This is a genomic window from Vibrio sp. CAU 1672 (assembly GCF_029223195.1).
GTDB lineage: Bacteria > Pseudomonadota > Gammaproteobacteria > Enterobacterales > Vibrionaceae > Vibrio.
The window spans coordinates 55,654-74,913 of sequence record NZ_JARHUF010000020.1; the positions used below are offsets into that span (position 1 = coordinate 55,654).

The 19,260-nt window shown below is 49.3% G+C and carries 18 protein-coding genes; 5 read left to right on the plus strand and 13 right to left on the minus strand.

Annotated elements, in window-relative coordinates; all coding sequences use genetic code 11:
- Positions 1-14: 14 nt before the first annotated feature.
- Entirely contained in the window at positions 15-1,676 is a 1,662-nt protein-coding gene (locus P2G85_RS16290) for a methyl-accepting chemotaxis protein (protein WP_275865120.1), read from the plus strand.
- 77 nt (positions 1,677-1,753) lie between these two features.
- Here P2G85_RS16290 and P2G85_RS16295 read toward each other — a convergent pair whose 3' ends face one another.
- From P2G85_RS16295 to P2G85_RS16330, 8 genes are all read right to left on the minus strand, one after another.
- Complete coding sequence (locus tag P2G85_RS16295) at positions 1,754-2,545, minus strand: LytTR family DNA-binding domain-containing protein (RefSeq protein ID WP_275865121.1); 792 nt, start codon at positions 2,543-2,545, stop codon at positions 1,754-1,756.
- 35 nt (positions 2,546-2,580) lie between these two features.
- Positions 2,581-3,612 carry a sensor histidine kinase gene (locus P2G85_RS16300; RefSeq protein ID WP_275865122.1) on the minus strand — a complete coding sequence of 344 codons (1,032 nt, stop codon included), beginning with the start codon at positions 3,610-3,612 and terminating at the stop codon, positions 2,581-2,583.
- Positions 3,612-4,865 (minus strand): hypothetical protein, encoded by a 1,254-nt coding sequence (locus P2G85_RS16305; protein WP_275865123.1) that lies wholly within the window; start codon positions 4,863-4,865, stop codon positions 3,612-3,614. Before P2G85_RS16305 ends, P2G85_RS16300 begins: the two co-directional genes overlap by 1 nt.
- A 70-nt stretch (positions 4,866-4,935) precedes the next feature.
- A complete protein-coding gene (locus tag P2G85_RS16310; RefSeq protein WP_275865124.1) occupies positions 4,936-5,709 on the minus strand; it encodes an outer membrane lipoprotein-sorting protein in 774 nt (257 codons plus the stop codon).
- Positions 5,702-6,982, minus strand: a complete 1,281-nt coding sequence (locus tag P2G85_RS16315) for an ABC transporter permease (protein WP_275865125.1) — start codon at positions 6,980-6,982, stop codon at positions 5,702-5,704. The genes P2G85_RS16310 and P2G85_RS16315 overlap by 8 nt, the downstream gene beginning before the upstream one ends.
- The gene (locus tag P2G85_RS16320; RefSeq protein ID WP_275865126.1) at positions 6,970-7,674 is read right to left on the minus strand and encodes an ABC transporter ATP-binding protein; all 705 of its coding nucleotides are present in this window, start codon (positions 7,672-7,674) and stop codon (positions 6,970-6,972) included. Before P2G85_RS16320 ends, P2G85_RS16315 begins: the two co-directional genes overlap by 13 nt.
- Positions 7,675-7,683: 9 nt before the next feature.
- The gene (locus P2G85_RS16325; RefSeq protein ID WP_275865127.1) at positions 7,684-8,307 is read right to left on the minus strand and encodes a hypothetical protein; all 624 of its coding nucleotides are present in this window, start codon (positions 8,305-8,307) and stop codon (positions 7,684-7,686) included.
- 224 nt (positions 8,308-8,531) lie between these two features.
- Positions 8,532-9,446: a LysR family transcriptional regulator gene (locus P2G85_RS16330; protein WP_275865128.1), complete on the minus strand. Its 915-nt coding sequence runs from the start codon at positions 9,444-9,446 to the stop codon at positions 8,532-8,534.
- An 82-nt stretch (positions 9,447-9,528) separates the two neighbouring features.
- Here P2G85_RS16330 and P2G85_RS16335 point away from each other — a divergent pair, with 82 nt between their 5' ends.
- Positions 9,529-9,765 carry a DUF2798 domain-containing protein gene (locus P2G85_RS16335; RefSeq protein WP_275865129.1) on the plus strand — a complete coding sequence of 79 codons (237 nt, stop codon included), beginning with the start codon at positions 9,529-9,531 and terminating at the stop codon, positions 9,763-9,765.
- A gap of 44 nt (positions 9,766-9,809) precedes the next feature.
- Here P2G85_RS16335 and P2G85_RS16340 read toward each other — a convergent pair whose 3' ends face one another.
- From P2G85_RS16340 to P2G85_RS16350, 3 genes are all read right to left on the minus strand, one after another.
- Positions 9,810-10,526, minus strand: coding sequence for a YebC/PmpR family DNA-binding transcriptional regulator (locus tag P2G85_RS16340; RefSeq protein ID WP_275865130.1), 717 nt, complete (start codon positions 10,524-10,526; stop codon positions 9,810-9,812).
- Positions 10,527-10,653: 127 nt separating this feature from the next.
- Positions 10,654-10,863, minus strand: coding sequence for a DUF3283 family protein (locus P2G85_RS16345; RefSeq protein ID WP_275865131.1), 210 nt, complete (start codon positions 10,861-10,863; stop codon positions 10,654-10,656).
- A 1,078-nt stretch (positions 10,864-11,941) separates the two neighbouring features.
- Positions 11,942-12,139, minus strand: coding sequence for a hypothetical protein (locus P2G85_RS16350; protein ID WP_275865132.1), 198 nt, complete (start codon positions 12,137-12,139; stop codon positions 11,942-11,944).
- A gap of 406 nt (positions 12,140-12,545) precedes the next feature.
- Between P2G85_RS16350 and P2G85_RS16355 the strand changes: the two genes are divergently transcribed.
- Positions 12,546-13,013, plus strand: coding sequence for a transcriptional regulator (locus P2G85_RS16355; RefSeq protein ID WP_275865133.1), 468 nt, complete (start codon positions 12,546-12,548; stop codon positions 13,011-13,013).
- A gap of 701 nt (positions 13,014-13,714) precedes the next feature.
- On the opposite strand, the gene P2G85_RS16360 is transcribed toward P2G85_RS16355, so the two are convergent.
- Positions 13,715-15,685 carry a replication initiator protein RctB domain-containing protein gene (locus tag P2G85_RS16360; protein ID WP_275865134.1) on the minus strand — a complete coding sequence of 657 codons (1,971 nt, stop codon included), beginning with the start codon at positions 15,683-15,685 and terminating at the stop codon, positions 13,715-13,717.
- Positions 15,686-16,922: 1,237 nt separating this feature from the next.
- On the opposite strand from P2G85_RS16360, the gene P2G85_RS16365 reads away from it, so the two are divergent.
- Positions 16,923-18,140: an AAA family ATPase gene (locus P2G85_RS16365; protein WP_275865135.1), complete on the plus strand. Its 1,218-nt coding sequence runs from the start codon at positions 16,923-16,925 to the stop codon at positions 18,138-18,140.
- A gap of 6 nt (positions 18,141-18,146) precedes the next feature.
- On the plus strand, positions 18,147-19,121 hold the full coding sequence (locus P2G85_RS16370; protein WP_275865136.1) for a ParB/RepB/Spo0J family partition protein: 975 nt from the start codon (positions 18,147-18,149) through the stop codon (positions 19,119-19,121).
- Positions 19,122-19,170: 49 nt separating this feature from the next.
- On the opposite strand, the gene P2G85_RS16375 is transcribed toward P2G85_RS16370, so the two are convergent.
- On the minus strand, positions 19,171-19,260 hold a 90-nt coding region (locus P2G85_RS16375; RefSeq protein WP_139045525.1), incomplete at its 5' end, for an integrase core domain-containing protein.

The following is a 19,260-nucleotide window of genomic DNA, read 5'->3' on the forward strand; positions in this document are numbered from 1 at the left end:
GCAAGGACGTCTCCATGAATCTAACGATCAGAAAACGACTTTACATCCTTTCGATTATTCCGGTTTTAACTATTGCACTGGGGATGATGTGGTTCACTTATCATCAAACCACCGCCTACAATCAAAGCCAGATCGAGCAAACGCGTAGCCAGATGATGGAGATGAAAAAAGCTGAGCTGAAAAACTATGTTCAGATGGCCCAGTCTGCTATCGCACCGTTACTGGCACAAAATGCGACGCTGGAAAAAGCGTTACCGGTACTTCGGGAGCTGGAATACGGCCAGAGTGGTTACATTTTTGGTTATGACTCCAAAGGCGTGCGCATCGTCGCCGGCAAAAATGACCAGGGAGTAGGCAAAAGCTTTTATAACTTGCAGGACAAAAAAGGCAACTATCTGATCCAGGATTTGCTCAAGAATGCCAGAGCCGGCAAGTTCACCACTTACTACTTTCCCAAACCCGGACAATCGGAACCTCTGCCCAAACTGAGCTATTCGATGTTTGTTCCCGCCTGGGATCTGATGTTAGGGACCGGGTTTTACACCGACGATATCGATGCCGTCGTTGCTGCAATGGAATCGTCAGCACACCAGGAGTTAAAGACCACCCTGTCAGCAATCATGCTGTTCTGTGCCGCGATCGCCGCCGTGGTGGCGATTTTTGCCGTTTTAGTCAATCGCAGCATCATGCGACCGATACAACTGTTTGATCACTCTATCGCTTCTTTTGCCCACGGTGACGCCGACCTAACCGCGCGGATGGACGAATCAAGCGTACCAGAGTTCAAACAGCTCAGCCTCAATTTCAACCGCTTTGTCGGACGCTTACAAAGCATCATTCAAAACGTTCATACCGTCGGGCAGGATGTGGTAACCGAAACAACCCAGATGTCACAGCGCGCTTCACAAGTCGACGAACTGGCTGGTGGCCAGCGGGAGGAGACCGAACAGGTCGCCGCAGCCATGACAGAGATGACCGCCACGGCCAGTGATATCTCTGGCAATGCCAATCAGGCAGCCCAATCAGCGAAAGAAGCGGATGCCAATGCTCAACAGGCGCAACGTATCGTCGATTCCGCTGCAGATTCGGTAGAATCACTGGCAAAAGAAATCTCACAAGCCAGTTCGGTAATCACCCGCTTAGAATCGGATGTGTTAAACATCTCCTCTTCGCTGGCAGTCATTCAAGACATCGCCGAGCAGACCAATTTACTGGCGTTAAACGCGGCGATCGAAGCCGCTCGTGCTGGCGAACAGGGGCGTGGATTTGCCGTGGTGGCTGATGAGGTACGCAAACTGGCCAGTCGCACCCAAGAAAGTACCGGAGACATCCATCAAATGATTGAGCAGTTGAAATCGGGCTCAGATAACGCGGTACAGGCTATGACGTCAAGCCAGGCTCGGGGGGCAGCAACCGTTGAACAAGCCCATGCCGCCTCACTCGCTCTGCAGGAAATCCAGGTTGCGATCGCCAATATCATGGAGATGAATACCTTAATTGCCACCGCAACCGAACAGCAAAACCAGGTAGGGCAAGAGATCTCCCAACGCGTAGAAATCATTTCCCAGCAAAGCGGTCAGTCAGCACAACTGGCCAAGCAAAACCGCTCCGGCAGTCAATCACTAAATCACAAAGCCAACGAGTTGTACGACCTAGTCGCACGTTTCAAACTATAACCCGCTACGCCATCAGGCTGAGAGTCTGGTGGCGTGGGTCTTTCCACAGCGTGCCGAACCGTTCCCCTCCGCTTGGCTTACATTCCTTTAAACAAGCTTTGTGACGCCCGGCTCACCGCAAGTTTATGCTCGCCAACATGCGCAAACATCCGCCCGGAAAAATCTTTGTTTACCTTGCTGATCTTACCTACCTGTACCACCGTGGAGCGGTGAATTTGCCAGAACAGCTCCGGATCAAGCTGCTGGAGCAACTCTTTAAGTGAAGTGCGGATCAAAAACTCTTGCCGCGGGCCACTCCCCTGCTGCACATGAACCGACACATACTTCTCATCCGCCTTAAAAAACAGCACATCCGAGGTAGCAATCAGGTGAATGTCCTCGCCTAAGGTCGCTTTAATCCACTGCAAGTATTCCGCCGGTTTAGGCGCTGACAACTGCTGCAGCTGTGCCAGCAACCGACTCATCTGGCCATGTTCAGCCGTCGGCTTAACGTCCTCCAGTCGCTGCCTGACCCGCAGACAAGTGGTGTGGAGCCGTGCATCGGAGATGGGCTTAAGCAGGTAATCCGCCGCATTTTGTTCGAAGGCTTTGATTGCATATTCATCATACGCCGTGACAAAGACAATCAAAGGAGGGTCGGTCAGCTGGTTGAGCTGCTTAGCCAGGGACATCCCATCCATCACCGGCATGCGGATATCGATAAAGGCCACGTCCGGCGCGTGCTGCTCAATGGCCTGCAGCGCCTGCTCTCCGTCTGCTGCCGTTGCGACGACCTCCAGTTCGGGCCACGCTTCGGCAAGGCTTTTATTAAGATGGTGACGCAGCAATGGCTCGTCATCTGCGATCACTGCGGTCGCGGTTCGGTTCATTCTCGGCCTCCAACGGTTTCTCTGGGTTATCACTGTTACGCTAATGGCCAGCTAAGCCTGACACAGGTTCCCCCGCAGGGAGGCTCGGTAACAGACAACGATGCCTGCCCGGCAAACAGGGTCTCTAACCTTTGCTTCAGGTTACTCAGCCCGACCCCTGAGCCGTTATGACTGCTGTTATGACTGCTGTTATGACTCAACCCGACACCGGTGTCTTTGACCTCGATATTCAGGCATTGCTCATGCCGGGCGATGGTCAGTGTCACACTGCCGCCATCTCGCTTGGGTTCGATGCCATGAATGATGGCGTTTTCCACCAACGGTTGCAGCAGCATCGGCGGCAGCTCCGTCTGCTGAAGGCCATCATCGACCACGATATGAAAACGCAACCGGTCACCAAGCCGAATTCGCTGGATCGACAAATAAGCCTCGATCAGTGCAACCTCATCCGCCACACACGTTGTCTCCTGCCGTGAGCTATTCAGCGTCGAACGTAACAACGCGGTTAACTGCTCCAGCATCTGTTTGGCTTTATCAACGTCGTGCGACATCAACGCGCTGATGTTGGCCAGGGTGTTAAACAAAAAGTGCGGCTCCATCTGACTTTGCAGTTGCTTAAGCTGACTGAGCAACAGCGCACGTTCCTGCTCGGCTTTTTCACGCTTAATCGTTTCCAGTTCTCGCTCGGCGATCGCCTGATTCTCCTTAGAAAGAAAGTAGAAGTAACACATGGCACTGAACAGCAACCCCATCAGGCCAACCGGAACCATATCGGAGATAGCAAAAAAGTCACTGGTCCAAAACCGTGCGTTAAGCAGGCCAACGGCCAGACAGGCGGTCAGCGAGAGCGCGACTTCCATCATGCGTGGCACAGCAGGAAACCACCGATCGATCAACCAGGAAAAAAACAGGGCGGAATAACCGAAGCCAAAGCTGATCGCAACGTGAATATAATAGCCCCCGCCCCACACCGACAAGGTCATGGTCGAGATAAACAAACAGAATAAGGTCGTGACGAACAAGCTGCGCCACCAGCCGGGTAGCACTAACGACTTGACTGACATCATTAAAATTTTCCTCTCAGATTAAATACAATCATATGCTTATCATTAATTTGTGCATATGCCGAGTCGTCATCACCGATCAAAAAACGTGCGGCAAATTCCAATTCAACACTTTGCTCACCGGTATCTATCCACTGATAGTTCAGCCATTGGGTGGCAATCATCCCGCCATCCTGCGGTGCGATCATCACATCTAAGGTCGGCGTCCAGTCACCAAGCCATTGTGGCAGCGTAGCGGCTTGCCAGGCCAGCCAGGCTTCAGAATCCCAACTCCAGTGCACCAGCAGGTTATGCTGGACAATATTGGCGTGTTGTAACCCCTGGGCATAGCTCGCTGCAAGCGGCGCCGTTTGGGGCGCAATCGAGAGCCACTCCCCTCGGCCAATGGCTTGTTGCCACTCGCTTTTCGACCACGCACGGCTGTCATACCAATATTCGGCAATAATGTTATGGCCAGCCGGGTTGGCCCAGTTGAGTCCCAGCAACGCCTGGAACGCGTCTCCTTGCGGTGCAACTTCAACCGGAGCATAAACGCTGTCTGGTATCGCATAACCGACACTCTGTTTCTGCCACAACGCCGAGCCATGCCAGGCCAGGGATGCATCCCAAAGCGAAATAACGCTCGCCCCGACCAAACCCCGCCGCAGATCATCGTAGTAAGCGATCGCCTGATATTCACTAGCATCGCTCAACATATAACGGCGCAGGCCTATCCCGCGCTGCTCAGCAGCTTGATCAAGCGCACTCTGTGCTTGTTGCCCCCAGCCCGAATCAGTGGCGATCAAGGTCCAGTCGCCCAATGGATCAAAATACGAAAGCGAGACAACTCCGGCCCCTTCTTCCGCCACCAGACCCAGCGGGTTTTGTCGATAAGGCTTAAACAGATCCAGCGGCCGGTAACCATAACCAACCCCCCAGTCCACCCGCAGCTTGCCTGCACTGACATCCAAGGTTGTCGCTCTCAGTTGCCACTCCCCTTGCCAGACCAACTCCCGCACCAACCAGTCATGCTGTGGAGCGTGCCAGCCACCGTGCTGGTTGTTTCCACTCTGGTACCAGCCCTGGCTGGATAAGGTAAACAACCCACTGAAATTGCGATAGTTGATTTGCACATCCAGCAGTGAGTTCAGCGCCTTACGTCTTGCCGACTGCGCCTGAATAAACGCACTGTCACGCTGACTGGCCGTCTCATAACTCACGGCCCAGTCCCATTCAAAGCTGAGAGGTAAAGCATCAGCCATGACGACAGAAGACATCAAGGTTCCCCACGTCACCAGTACCGGATGAAGCCATTTCCTGCTGCATAACGCCACTTACGTTTCCCCTTCACAATTGCTCGCCATTGACTTTGCTCAAATAGCTTGGGTTGTAAAACTTGTCGTCCAGTTGCCAGGGCATGATCTGCTGATATTCAATCACGGTCTTTTTGCTCGGCTGAATGCTGTCGAGCAACGTCATGGCACTGACATACACCCCACCCCGATCGTTCGAGCGGGTATATTCAGCCTGCTTGGCCAGTTTCCCGGAGCGCAGGTAAAGATCGGCTTTAAGCGGAAAACCCTCTTGGGTACTCAACCAAAGATCGATTTGCTGATAACTGGCCCCCTGAGTTTTCGCCGTCAGCAACAGACGGTAGGCAGGTACCTCCTTATCGGCGATACGCACTGACTCCGTTGCCTGCCACTGGCCCTGGTAATCCTGGCTCCAGGTCAGGGTCGAAATATCGCCTATCGACGCTTCGCCCAGCAGTTTCTGCATCGGCGTAATGCGGATCGGGCGGCGGCTTTTCGGCATTTGCAGCCAGTAGTTATCCCCCAGCATCAGCATCTTCTGCCCCGCCTCAACCGCCGACTTAAACACCACCAAAGACTCATGGCCAGAACGGGTGTAAACGTGGTACAAACGCGTCTTATCCAGTTGCTGGTTGTGGTACAAATGCACCAGCGATACCACTTTCGACGATTGCTCCTGCAGACGGTAACGGTCCGCTTTTTCTATCAGTTGCGCCACCTGCTCTTGGTCAAGCGCCCCTTCAGCCAGTGCGCTGCCGACGTGGGCACTTAGCAGAGCGATAAGACATAATTTTGCGACTTTAAACATAAATCAGTGCCTCCGTGATGGGTTTGTTAACCCCTTTGCGGGCCGAAAAATACGCGGCAACCAGGCAGATCAGCAGTACGGTACACGCCGCCATCATCACCAGTTCCCAGGAGAAATAGATCGTCAGTGGGTAACCTTGGGTCTGCCCGGGCGGTGGTGGCATCTGCACATCGACCAGCATCAAAAACACCGTCAGTAAGGCGGTTAACAGCGCACCAAACAGGCTGCCAATCATAGCCAGCAACCCAGCCTCGCGCAGAAAGCCCGCAATGATCTCACCGGGGTAGCTGCCCATCGCCGATAACGTGCCGATTTCACGCGTACGTTCGGTCACCGACATGGCCATGGTGTTGAACAGCGCCACAAACACCACCAGTGCCATTACCGCCCCCATAATGCCAAAGATGCGATCGTACAAATCCTTCACTTTGAGATAGAAAAACGCCCGTTCCTGCCATGGCGTAACTTCTATCGCCTGACCGTCGTTCTGATCCCGCAGGGTGGCCAAAATACCTGTCACCTCAGCACGGACTGGTTCCGTCTGCAGGGTATCAAACAAAAACAGCGACAACGCGCTCACTTTGTCCGAGCCGAGCAAAGCCTGGGCACTGCTGATGTGTACATAGAGCTGGCGCTTGTCGAGCTCCGGTACACCGGTAGAGTAAATACCACGGACTTTAAAATCGTAAGCATTAAGCGCCCCATCGGCAGTGGTCGACAACAGGGTGATCCAATCTCCGACACTGACACTTAAATTTTTTGCCAGATCGATACCCAACATCACCTCCGGCTGGGAAGGATCATAACGGGAGGCATGAATGTTGGATAAGGTCTGTCCCTGCCTGACGTCAAGAAACGGCCCTTTCATGTCAAATTCACGTTCATTCACACCATTACCGATAAAAATCGCAGACTTATTACCATTAGAGATCAAGCCGCTGAATTCCACCCGAGGTTGCACGCCGCGCACCTCGCTCAGGCCAATCAGGGCTTTGACTAAGGCGTCCGCGTGACTTAACCCGTTACTCAGCGGCATTTCCTCATCCTTAGTGAAATACCCCGGGGTTGTGAGGATCAGATGCCCGGTATCTCTCGCGGTCGACTCTTTCAGACTGTCATAGGTATACAGGCCGAAGCCGCCGGCGCTGGTTAAGGCAAACACCGCGATAGCAACAATTATTACCGACAATAAGCTGCGACGACGGTTTCGGTGTAAATTGAGCCAGGCCAGACGCAGCGCACCTGGCACGATAATGGTGGTTAACTTGCCCATGAGACCTCCTGTTGCGGCATAATCATAGCTGGGGGGACGATCTCACCATCAACCAGTTCAATGCTGCGATCACAACGGCTCGCCATCCGTGGGTCATGGGTGGCGACAATAAAGGTCGTGCCCATCTCGTGGCCGAGTTGTTTCATGATATCGACCACTTTATTGGCGGTACGGCTGTCGAGGCTGGCGGTCGGCTCGTCTGCAATCACCAGGGCGGGCTTATGCACCAGTGCCCGGGCAATGGCCACCCGTTGTTGCTGGCCACCAGAGAGGTTATCCGGCCTATGGTGAACAAACTCACCCAGTCCGACATGCTCAAGCATTTGTATCGCCAGTTTGGTCTGCTCTGATTTTGAGTAGCCGTTAAGCAGCAGAGGGTACGCTACGTTTTCTAACGCCGTCATCACCGGCACGAGATTAAACTTCTGAAAAATAAACCCCAGTTGTTCGCGGCGCACTTTCGCCGCCAGGTGGGGGTGGGTTGGATAAGGCTCGCCGGCAAAACTCAGCTCCCCGTGATAGCCACTATCTAACATACCGATGATATTAAGCAGGGTACTTTTGCCGGATCCCGACGGGCCGCATAGCGCAACCATTTCACCGGCAGCGATTTGCCCGGAAATACCGCGCAGCGCAGCGACGCTTTGACTGCCGAGCTGGTAGTCACGGCTAAGACTAGAAAAACGGATCATGCTCACTCCTTAACCGCGATTTGCGGACAACAGGGCTTGGGCCGCCTGAGTTTCAATATTCTGGCTGTCCTGACGTAACATCTCAGCCAACCAGCGCTCGGCTTGTGAGCGGTCTTCGGCGCGTAAAGCCGCCTGTATCGCGTAGCGGTACACCCATGACGTGGCAGGAAACGGCTGCTGGGTAAATCCCGGGTTATTAAGCAGGGACAAATACAACTCGTAACCACGTTCGAAATGATTAAATAAATCCGGTAAAGCGGTGAAGGTAGTTGCCGCCATCGCGGTAGCCAGTTGATACTCCGGCAATCCGTTCAGGCGCTGTTGCTCCTGAAGCGGTATTGGTTGATTCGCCATTAAATCGATGCCTTTCTGGATCGTTGCCAGTCCCCTTTCGGTGATCTTCAGTTGATTCCAGGGCATCCACGCCTCACGTCCTTGCAGGGTTTCGCTGCTGCCGAGGTAGACTAACGTCAGCGGTGTAGCTCCCTGCTCTTTGATCAGCAGGCTCAATTTGTCATTCACCTCATTGATCAGTGCCGAATCTCCTTGCGCGGCCTGGTTAAACTGGCTGATTAACTGTTCACTCGGGTTCGCCATCGCCATTGAAGTGCTGACCACTAGCGTTGTCAGCATGCCAACAATGCTTTTTAAACGAGAAGTTGCAAGTAAGCGGAACACCATCATCATTCTGTCCTTAGTTGTGCATGAAATGATGAGGTTAGAATATGCAAATAGGCTGGCACTGGCAGAGCCATGCGACCAACGGTAATATGCGAGAGTGAATGGTAAACGGCGGGAATTAATGGCAAAGGCTCAGTAGCTGGGCGACATTAAGTCGCCAAGTTATCTGCTGCCATTCACTGCGGTAGATCAGGCTGATTAAAATGCAACTGTGGCTCAGGCGCATTCGCCAGCAGAGCCTCGATCAGCAGCTTTAGCGCTTTGGGCTGATGAGTTCTTTGACGGTAAACCAGATAGGCCTGGCGTTTTCCCCGGTGATAATCCGGCAGGATCCGGATCAGGTTTCGTTCCGGAGTCACATGACGCAGTGGCAGTGATGCGATCCCAAAGCCCTGTTCCGTCGCCCGGATCACCGCACTGATGTCATTGACCACCAACCGGGGCTGGATTTTGACCATATCCACTAACGCCTGCTGATGGTAGACCGGGATGTCTTTATCATGGCTGACCGCCACCCACTGATGTTGCGAGAGATCGCCGACATCCTCTATCGGCAAGTGGCTGGCAAGATACTCCGGGCTGGCAAAGAATGCATGCTTAGCTTCAAAAAACGGCCGGGCCACCATCTCATCCAATCCGGTGATATCAAACGTCACCACCAGATCACGATCGGTTTGCGGCACCACAAAATCCTGACTGAGGACCAGATCCAGGCTCACTTTAGGATATTCGCGCATAAACCGGGCAATCACATCGCCGGCAAAATTGCCATAAATGCGATGGGGCATGATCACTTTCAGCTGCCCTTGCACCTGCTGGCTTTGCAACTCCAGATCGCCCATCACATATTCAACCTGCTCCATCGCACTGCTCAGGCGTTTAAACGCGTAGTCACCGGTTTGGGTCGCCATCAGCTCGCGGCCGTTTTTCTCCAGCAAGCGCATAGCCAAGCGCTGTTCAAGCGCACTCAGGCGACGCGACATGGTCGAAACCGGCAAACCGAGTTTTCTCGAGGCAGCCAGCAGTGAGCCCTCCTCGACCACGCAGCAAAACAAATAGAGATCATCAATATTTCCAAATATGGAAGCCATAGTTCTGAACCTGACTATTTTTCTCGATATTGGATAGTTATATCCTTACTTAAACTAAAAAACCAATCACAAGAGAAAAATTATGAGCCGCAAACAATTTTGGATTTCTTCCCTGCTCTCTTCATTAACTATGGCCTTGATCATGTCGGGAGTACTGTCCGGCTACCGATTGGGCTTCAACGCCGAATGGCCGCCAGTCTGGCTGGAAAGCTTTTCATTAGCCTGGCCATGCGCACTACTGCTGAACCTGACGGTTTTACCACAGGTGCGCCGCTTGTCCGCATGGCTAGCCACATCAAAAGCCATCTCTCAGGCATAAAAAAACCGAGCGGTTAGGCTCGGTTTTCTCGATTTGGCGATGAATTATAGCTCAGCGTTGTGGTAAACCTGCTGAACGTCATCACAGTCATCCAGTAGATCAAGGAACTTCTGGAACTTCTCTGCATCTTCACCCGCTACTGGCGTGTGAGTTTGTGGAACGAAAGTAATTTCTTCCACATCAATCGTTAGATCCGGGAATGCACCATTTAGCGCAGTCTTCGTCTTGAAGAACTCGGTATGAGGAGCAAATACAGTGATCACACCATCTTCCAGTTCAACGTCAGTCACATCAACGTCTTCCATCATTAGCGTTTCTAGAATGATTTCATCATCATCGCCTTTGAACTGGAATACAGCTTGGTGATCGAACATGTGAGAAACCGAACCTTCAACACCAATCTTAGCACCGGTTTTAACGAAACATTGGCGCACATCTTGGAATGTACGGTTGCCGTTGTCTGTCAGGCAGTCGACAATCACGCTTGTACCGCCAGGGCCAAAGCCTTCGTAACGTGCTGGTACGTAGTCTTCACCACCACCACCGTTTGCTTTGTCGATAGCTTTGTCGATAACGTGCGCAGGAACCTGGTCCTTTTTCGCTTTTGCGATCAGGTGTTTCAGAGACAAGTTCATGTCTGGATCTGCACCACCGTTTTTCGCGCACATGTAAATTTCTTTACCGTATTTGGAATAAACTTTAATTTTTGCGCCCGCTGTTTTTGCCATAGAGGCTTTGCGCACTTCAAAACTTCTTCCCATCGGGATGTTCTCTCTAATTCAATTTAACGCGAAGGATTTTAGCAAAAAGTAAAACGATTTCAATTTTCACTTTGCAGAGGAATGAGCGAGTGACATAACTGCCGCCGAAGCAGCAGTATTATGTATTTCAGGCTACACCCATGACTCGTTTGTACTTGTCGACTGACTGATGAAAAAAGGCTTTTTCATCCGCATCATTAATCTTAGCTAGTTGCTCTGCTATTGCTTCCGGGCCACATTTGGCCTGCTTGAGTTTCCAAACCAAAAAGGAAGCTTGCTTATCAAGTTCAATTTTGTTTTTTTCATCTGGCGGCAATAAGGATAGATTGAGCGACATATTCAGCCTCAAGATACTTTCACAATTGGGCGCAAACTATAGCATACAGGTCGGGCATTGCAGAATAAAAACATGTTTAACTTGATCAAGTTCAACTCACCGCTCAACCGACCCCAACAAATATATCCGCGGAAATATAGCGCTGAACATTCCCTTGTAAGTGCGCCGTGCTAACCGGCTTGACGACAAACTCATTCATTCCGGCCCCAAAACGGCGCTACTGCGGGTCTTGTTTGATGGCATTAACACTGAGCACACGCCTTTTCCGATAATGACGCAAACGCATGCTCACAGTAGCCGAACCTGGCTAACTTGTGCAGCCTGGTCTGGGGTAAACACCATCAGAAACTAGTCAAAAAAGCTCATTTACACTGTAAAATTCACGTTGCTAACTCGCCGAGTAACGGAGCTCCAAGCTTTCGTTGCCGGCCAATTACGCCTGCTCCATTAAACAGGCCCGATTGTACGGCGATATGTATCTCAACTCTGCCCTAACATTCATCATGATGTAACCCAAATGATTTTATCCGTTGCCATCGCAGCCCTCCGCCAGAATGGCTCGTGGTGCGCATGTTTGGTTAAACACACATTACGGGTCAGAATCAGCCTACGTGCCAGTCCCGGGGGTTGCAGATACTTCTCCCGCCCAATAAATGCCATCACGATGAGTTCAAGGGTCTGCTAATCGTCACGTAGCAGATGCTGATATTTGCGGCTTAAGGCAAACGCTTCAAACGGCGTGCTGGCGTATTAGATTCGGCGCGGCAACCACAGAGTAGGAAATGTTTGTACTTGATAATCGTGTTCGCTACCGGGCCATCGTTGGCTGGCGAGCATTATGCTTACCGGACAGAAGTTGGAAAGAAAGCCATGTGGCCCATCGGATTGATAGAAAAGGATCGGGACATAGATACCAACGCTCGAGATTTGCCACTTGTTTCATACAAACAAAAGGCTTATTGGTATTGATCCAGGCGTTAGTAAGTCAAATCAGGAAAGTCAATAACAGCCAGAGAGATGGAATATAAAAAGGGCGGTCGCACGACCACCCTTGCTTGTAAATCGGCAAAGCCATTGATTAGTGGATTAGGCCAAGCTCCCTGGCCTCTTCAATGCTCAAACCGCTTTCACGAATTTCGCGCAATACTTCAATGCGTCGTCTAGCTTCTGCTGATTTTACCTTTTGTACTGGCTGCTCAACGGTCTCTTCTTCCAGAACTTCCCATTTGTGCGCCATATTGGTCATCTCTTCATGGTCAATTGAATTAATGGACATATCTCCTCCGAACGCACCATGTTTTCGACGCCTAATCTATAGCAAACCCCTATCCCGCAGGTAAGCAAAACAGTAGGGAAATGTGATAGGTTTCGAGCTTTCATAAAGTCGCTAATAGAATCATCACTAACCTTTTGCCAAAGGCGTACGAAGCGATTACATTTAAATGATTACCCTTAAAAAAGTAAACCGATCAAGCTCTCACTTTTTGCCCCCAATACCGCTTCCTCCTTTGCCTCGCCGCTCTGAGCCCCGAGGCATTTTCCGTCACCTTCAGCAACCCCACTCGCCAGTTGGCATCCAACTGATCCTGAACCACACTTATTAAATAAACTGACCAGCAACATTCTGACCGTTTTGATCGCCGTTAAGATCTGAAACGGCCCTGACAAAGCAGAGGCGCGGCATGAACTTAACCACATGGCAAGATCAGATCTCCCAGTGGTACCGCAATGGGTACCATGACCAAATCACCCCGCTTGAACAACTGCTCTATCAAGTCCCTGACTCAGTATTTGGGCCAGAACTGACCACACAGCAAAGCAAAGCGCTGGCGTGCTGGCTGGATGGCTGTCTGCGGGTGTTCCAGCACTCACGAACGCAGCATCCTCATCGAGCCTACCGGATTTTGCAATATACCTCAGCGAAGTTGGAGCAGGCTGCCTGTCGTTTCGACAATGATCAAGATATCCGCAACTGGTGTATGAAACGCTTACAGCATTTAACCGTGCTGTGTTTAGAGTTTTGTAATAAGCAGATTGATCAAGGTTACTGGCAACATCAGGCTAACAACGTGATCGAAGCACATGTTGCCCTGACGCACTATGTTAGTTATCACTGTCTACGGAAAGATGATCAAGGGTATCGGCAATGATCATTGGCTGGCTGGGGAAAGACTTAAAAGGAAAGGCTGAAAAAGAGAGGACGGCGACGTCCTCCCTCTTGGCGACCGCTGTTGGAGGCAACGAACGCCTGTTTCATGAAATTGTAGAAAGCTAGCTGCTGCCCACCTGATAATTATCCGTAAGGCTAGTGACAGTTTTGTCATTACAATGCCAAAAACAGCATTAAAACGACAATTTTCTGTCAATAAACGCCCTTCATCTTAGCTATATTTTTCCCTGATAATTCAAAGACATTAATCAATAATGGTAACAAAGTAATCCATTTCATAGACTGGTAGCATAATGTCAGCGCATTACTTTTCACAGCATGATACTTCACCCGCAGGCGGGTGGTGAACCATAACAGATAGACGGGATCAGGAAAGATGATCAAGGGGATTAAGTTCATTGCGAAAGCATGATCAAGGCGTTTCTCAGGCAAAAAAAAAAGCGAGTCTCCCGGGGAAACTCGCAAATACGATTCAGAATGAATGTAACAATATGAGCCAATCTATTAATCATCAGAAAGGACAAAAGGTTGTCTATTCGTGATTAATAGTAGTCGTTACCTGCAGCATCAATGTCAGCCTTATGTAAGAGTTCGGTCTGTTTTCCATCATTGCAATGATTTGTTACATTCAAAATCAACAAGATAAAACGCAGCATCTCAGCTTAAAGCGACTTCCTGTAGTTACATCGCCATTTCATCCAGAGCACGGAAAACCGTTTCATCCAGATGGCCATCGAAGATTTGGCGGCTAACTTTACGCCGCACGGCCAAACCGGCAATTAAGCGTTCGATGGTAAGGTGTTTCACCTCATTCTGGCTGTTATACAGTTCCACTGTTTTACTCAGGGTTTCATAAGGGAGTATCGCCTCCCCGATTCGCAGCCAGTCGAGCTTCTCAATGTAACCTGTGCACTCTTCTTTGATTGAGGCATAGGAATGCCCGGTCATGGCAGATAACGCCGTTATACTGCGTTCCAGCGCTTCTGAAGAGGTATATTTCGACAGAGTAATGGTAATTTCGTCCGCGTTGATCTCAACCAGGTGCTTTTTCTGTTTAACGCGCCGGCCTAAGTTGCCACGCGGAGAAGGCGCTTTGCGTTGAATAGGTTCAAATTCGCCATCAATGATCCCGGATAGCGCTTCAAGCTGCTGTTTTGTCACCATCTCATTACGGAGCGGATTAGGCAGCGTCGGTGCCAGGTTGCGTTTACCGGCATTGGTCGTTCGTGCTCGGGAATAACGCAGCACTTCTTCAACATCACACTTAATATCGATCTGATAGTCCATCACTTTGCCATTGTTGATCATTGCTTCGATCGTCAAGTGATAACCCCACAGGTTAACGACAAACAGATCATCACCGCCTTTGCCTTCAGAAAGGCGTTTTAACTCACGGATCAGATCCATCGAGAACCGGCGCCACTCAATATTACGCGCCAGTTTTTGGTTTAGTTCACTCAACAGCATGCAATCGGTGTGTTTCCGCACCATACGACTACGGAAAAATGAGTACAACTGGAACACCAAAGTATGTTGTTTGAGGATTTCCGGCGGGAACAGGAAGAAATAATCACGCGTCAGCAGCTCTTCATAAAATGATGGTTCCCATACCAAAATATAAAGATTAGGTTTGATCCGGATCTCGCCATCATTCCCTTCGGTTGGTGCTTCTTCAGACGCGGTGATCGTACGGGCGATAAAGCGAAAGCGATCGCTTTTAAAGCCTTCCGGCATATTTTCACTTAACCAACGCCCTGTCAGTTCATGCAGTTGAAAATCAGTAAATTCGATACGATCAATACTGTCCCGGATTGAATCACGAGCAGGCCCGCTGTCCTTTTTACCGCGCAACGACAAGATATCCGTGATGTAGAGCGGAGTCTTGTTAGGTACGTGGGCTGCATCCATATGGTAATGATCCTTGTGATGATCATGATACTGTACGGTGAGGGTAAACAGGGCGAACAGGGTCATCAGATCATCGACGGTCATAATATTCTTTGATGATCGGGTTTCAATTACAGCTTTAGTGCCCGAGATCGAGACCATAGATTTTTGGTAGCTTTTGCGGGTTCTCGGTGGAGCCAGGGCTTGATCAATGATCCCGGCCCAATTAGTCGGAGATACGACAAACTGATCGGCTTCATCTTTCATTCCTGGGGGGATATTTAAGCCATGCTCATTCAACAAGCGTTTATTCACCTGAGTTTGTGCCAGCGCTTTAGAACGTTTTTGTTTTTCGTTTTGACGTACTTTTTCGGTAACTAAGCTGGTGGCCCCGAGCGCGGAAATCAGTTGATTTGGATTCACAAAACGATGCAGCATGGTTTTTCCGGCCAAGCCTTCTTCAAAACGTACCGGGGTTTGATTAAATAAACCGATATTAACCGCAGCTCTCAGACGCTGTTGTAATGCGGCACGGGTTAACTGGCCATCCGTTGCTTCGACAATCTCCGTGGTTGAAACCAGGCCATCTTTACTGCTGAAGCCTCGTAAGGAGATCAGATTCAATAGCTCAAGGATACTCTTCGTTACCCCTTTGAAGTGTTGGTACTGTTCTACCCAATCTGCAGAAGCTTCGTGGACTTCAAACAGATGTCCATCTTTATGACTTCTTGGTGCTTTAATAAGAATTTTTTCATCAGCTGTCATTTTAGATCCAGATCACACTAGCCGTAGTTACGCTATGGTTCCGAAGAATAAAGAAAAACAGATCATAAATAAAGAAAAAAGATTGGTTTTTTAAATAACTGATCTTTTTGATTAATATGATCTATATTGATTATATGATCTAATGATCTGGTGGGATTTTTCTGCCTAAGTTATTGTTTTGGCAGTGTATATTTTTGAACAAACACGGAAGCATGATCATATAGAAACAGAAAGCATGATCAACACAGCCCAGAAAGCATGATCAAAAACGCAGGCAAGCATGATCATCAGTCAAGCGAAAAGATGATCATCTCAGGCTCGAAACAATGATCATGATATGTGTACACCTTATCCACAGAAGATGGCCATGTCAGTGAGTAAGGTTGCATTGCTGTCAGTCTATTTAAGCTTATTAAGCGTCTGGAACGATGATCAAGCTGGGTAACGGTGATGTTTCCACATGATGATTTGATGTTTTTTTATCCAGGTGAATAAATTATGTGCCATAAATGGCGTGTAGCTTGATAAACACTTGAATTGGATACGAGTTCGGAAGCATGATCATGACGTTGCCTGACTGTCCGTTGCTGTTTGGTTTTACATCTTTGCGTATTCAAATCCGCGAATGTCTTCTGACGCCCCAGTCTGCCTACACCTCACCGTAATTTAGCTTTGATTTATCATGCTTCCGATAATTTCATTACTTGATCATTGTTCCGATCTCAGGATCCGCTGGGTTGACTGATCTTGCTCGTTTCAAAGTAGTATTTTTACCTTGATCATGCTTTCTGATCTCGCATAGCCGATGGAAGCATGATCAAGTAGCGCTCTTGATCATGTTTTCGGTATGAGTCGGTTGGATTACTGACGATATTACTGGAACGATGATCATGATGCCAGCGTCGGGAGGGGTTATTCTTGTCGGCGCATAAATCACCCCCTTGCTCCATCTTGCATCTCCCGTAGTTTAGCTGGTTGAACCAATCGTTCCGGTTGTTTTTATCTTTACAATGTAAATTGGTGACGCGGTAACACTTTTAATTTGGGTAGCTTTTCACTACTGTATCACGGTCAAAATCGATTAATTTTTGTAATGTTTTATACGACAATTCATAAAACGGTCGCTTGGCTATGTTTTTTATGTGATGATTACTCAAAATGCACGTGCACCTTTTAGTTGTTTTTGCTTTGTATTGCTGTACAATCAAATTCATACATCCTTCCCATGGAATTTGGCATGCAAAGAATAAAAACGATTGAAAATCTTCAGGAGTTAGCGGAACTTACCCAACAGGTACAAGCAGATCGTATCGAAATTGTTTTGGAAGAGCGAAGTGATCATTACTTCCCGCCAATGTCTAAAGCAATGATGGAGACCCGTTCCGGTTTGACTCGTCGTAAATTGGATGACGCGATCAGTAAAATGGAAGCAGAAGGTCACCAGTTTACCAAGAACAATGCGAATCACTATTCGATTACATTAGAAGAAGCGCATATGTTAATGGATGCGGCAGGGGTGCAAAAGTTCCATCAGCGTAAGAAAAACGTTGAGAACAAACCCTGGATCGTGAATGTGCAAAACCAGAAGGGTGGCACCGGCAAGTCGATGACTGCGGTCCACTTGGCAGCGTGCTTAGCGCTTAATTTGGATAAACGCTACCGTATCTGTCTGATTGATTTGGACCCACAGGGTTCTCTGCGTTTATTCCTGAATCCGCAGATCAGTGTCAATGAGCAAGAGAATATCTACTCTGCGGTGGATATTATGCTCAACAACGTCCCGGAAGGTGTTGAGATTGATCGCGAGTTCTTACATAGAAACGTGCTGTTACCTACTCAGTACCCGAACTTAAAGTCTATTTCAGCCTTCCCGGAAGACGCCATGTTTAACGCGGAAGCGTGGCAAACTTTGACTGAAGATCCGTCACTGGACATTGTCCGTCTGTTAAAAGAGCAGTTAATTGATAAGATTGCTGACGACTTTGACATTATCATGATTGATACCGGTCCACACGTCGATCCTTTAGTATGGAATGCGATGTACGCATCTAACGCATTGTTGATCCCTTGTGCTGCGAAGCGTCTCGATTGGGCTTCGACGGTTAACTTCTTCCAGCACCTGCCTACAGTGTATGAAATGTTCCCGGAAGACTGGAAAGGGCTGGAGTTTGTTCGCTTGATGCCGACCATGTTCGAAGATGACAATAAAAAGCAAGTATCAGTGCTGACAGAGATGAATTATCTTCTTGGCGATCAGGTGATGATGGCGACCATTCCCCGTAGTCGCGCATTCGAAACCTGTGCTGATACTTACAGTACTGTGTTTGATCTCACGGTAGGTGATTTTGAAGGGGGCAAAAAGACTTTGGCGACGGCACAAGATGCGGTGCAAAAGAGCGCATTAGAGCTTGAACGGGTACTGCATTCACACTGGCCGTCACTGAATCAGGGGTAATGACTTATGGCTATAAAAACGTCTGAATTAAACGCCAAGCTATTTGGTAAAACCAACAAACGCCGTGTCGCGACTCCGCAAGAAGCGCAAACGGCGGCAAAAGAAAAGGCACAGGTGATTGAACTGGCTGTTGCGGGTGAAAATACCGTCCAGTTTGAGTTGGTTCGTGTGCCTGCTGAGCAAATTGAAACTCAAACCACGGTTTTTTCTGATAATGCACGTGAGCAGTCTTTCCTCAACGAGCATGCACTGTCGGATGTGCTGATCACGTTGAAAGATCGTGGCCAGCAGTACCCGGCAGTCGGGCGGCGCAATGCGGATGGCATCATTGAAGTGCTGGATGGTAGCCGTCGTCGAATGTCGTGTATTTTGGCTGGAAAAGAGTTTCTGGTTTATGTGGGTGAGAAGATCAACACTGACCATGCTAAATTTCTTTCCGACGTCGCCAATGCGCACAAACCGCTTTCTCTGTATGAAAAAGGCAAAGAGATGCAGGCACGTTTGGCCAGCGGCGAAGCAGAAGACCAAAAAGCACTGGCTCAGATGTTTCAGTGCAGCGAAGCTTTGGTGAGCGGGGCTCTAAAAGCGGCGGCGCTACCACTTGAATTATTGCAAGCCTATCCGAATGTCGGCGAGCTGGGACGTCCAACTATTGTCAAACTGCACAAGCAGTACTCGGCATTAAATGATGAACAACAACAAGTTTTGTTGGAAAAATGCCGCACCGCTGAGGGTTTTCTATGGCAGCGTAGCAACGCACAAGGCGTGGCTCGTTTGACCAAAGAAGTGACTGAAAGCTTGGAAAACTGGATTTCTGATCTTATCCCGGCCAAGCCATCAAGCCAGGCAAAAAAGGTCGAACTGATCAAAGGACGCGCTTCGTACAGCCGTAAAGGACATGCACTGGCACTGAACCTGAAAAAAGTCGATGATGCTTTGATGGATGAAATTCTGGCGTTTGTTCAGAGTAAACTTCAGTAACATTAACGCCTATCTGTGACCCGTCCTGATATGGGTTGACACTTTTTAACTAAAACGCTCGATGTACTTCATCGGGCGTTTTGTATTTCAAAGCCGTATGAGGCCTCATTTGATTATAGATCTCTACGGATTCTGCTAC

Bases quoted from the DNA above. Each gene is read 5' to 3' on its own strand.
- P2G85_RS16335 (WP_275865129.1), top strand. From the start codon at position 9,529: ATGAGCCGCAAACAATTTTGGATTTCTTCCCTGCTCTCTTCATTAACT.
- P2G85_RS16290 (WP_275865120.1), top strand. From the start codon at position 15: ATGAATCTAACGATCAGAAAACGACTTTACATCCTTTCGATTATTCCG.
- P2G85_RS16365 (WP_275865135.1), top strand. From the start codon at position 16,923: ATGCAAAGAATAAAAACGATTGAAAATCTTCAGGAGTTAGCGGAACTT.
- P2G85_RS16295 (WP_275865121.1), bottom strand. From the start codon at position 2,545: ATGAACCGAACCGCGACCGCAGTGATCGCAGATGACGAGCCATTGCTG.
- P2G85_RS16340 (WP_275865130.1), bottom strand. From the start codon at position 10,526: ATGGGAAGAAGTTTTGAAGTGCGCAAAGCCTCTATGGCAAAAACAGCG.
- P2G85_RS16315 (WP_275865125.1), bottom strand. From the start codon at position 6,982: ATGGGCAAGTTAACCACCATTATCGTGCCAGGTGCGCTGCGTCTGGCC.
- P2G85_RS16345 (WP_275865131.1), bottom strand. From the start codon at position 10,863: ATGTCGCTCAATCTATCCTTATTGCCGCCAGATGAAAAAAACAAAATT.
- P2G85_RS16355 (WP_275865133.1), top strand. From the start codon at position 12,546: ATGAACTTAACCACATGGCAAGATCAGATCTCCCAGTGGTACCGCAAT.
- P2G85_RS16325 (WP_275865127.1), bottom strand. From the start codon at position 8,307: ATGCTGACAACGCTAGTGGTCAGCACTTCAATGGCGATGGCGAACCCG.
- P2G85_RS16300 (WP_275865122.1), bottom strand. From the start codon at position 3,612: ATGATGTCAGTCAAGTCGTTAGTGCTACCCGGCTGGTGGCGCAGCTTG.
- P2G85_RS16320 (WP_275865126.1), bottom strand. From the start codon at position 7,674: ATGATCCGTTTTTCTAGTCTTAGCCGTGACTACCAGCTCGGCAGTCAA.
- P2G85_RS16350 (WP_275865132.1), bottom strand. From the start codon at position 12,139: ATGTCCATTAATTCAATTGACCATGAAGAGATGACCAATATGGCGCAC.
- P2G85_RS16330 (WP_275865128.1), bottom strand. From the start codon at position 9,446: ATGGCTTCCATATTTGGAAATATTGATGATCTCTATTTGTTTTGCTGC.
- P2G85_RS16305 (WP_275865123.1), bottom strand. From the start codon at position 4,865: ATGTCTTCTGTCGTCATGGCTGATGCTTTACCTCTCAGCTTTGAATGG.
- P2G85_RS16310 (WP_275865124.1), bottom strand. From the start codon at position 5,709: ATGTTTAAAGTCGCAAAATTATGTCTTATCGCTCTGCTAAGTGCCCAC.
- P2G85_RS16370 (WP_275865136.1), top strand. From the start codon at position 18,147: ATGGCTATAAAAACGTCTGAATTAAACGCCAAGCTATTTGGTAAAACC.
- P2G85_RS16360 (WP_275865134.1), bottom strand. From the start codon at position 15,685: ATGACAGCTGATGAAAAAATTCTTATTAAAGCACCAAGAAGTCATAAA.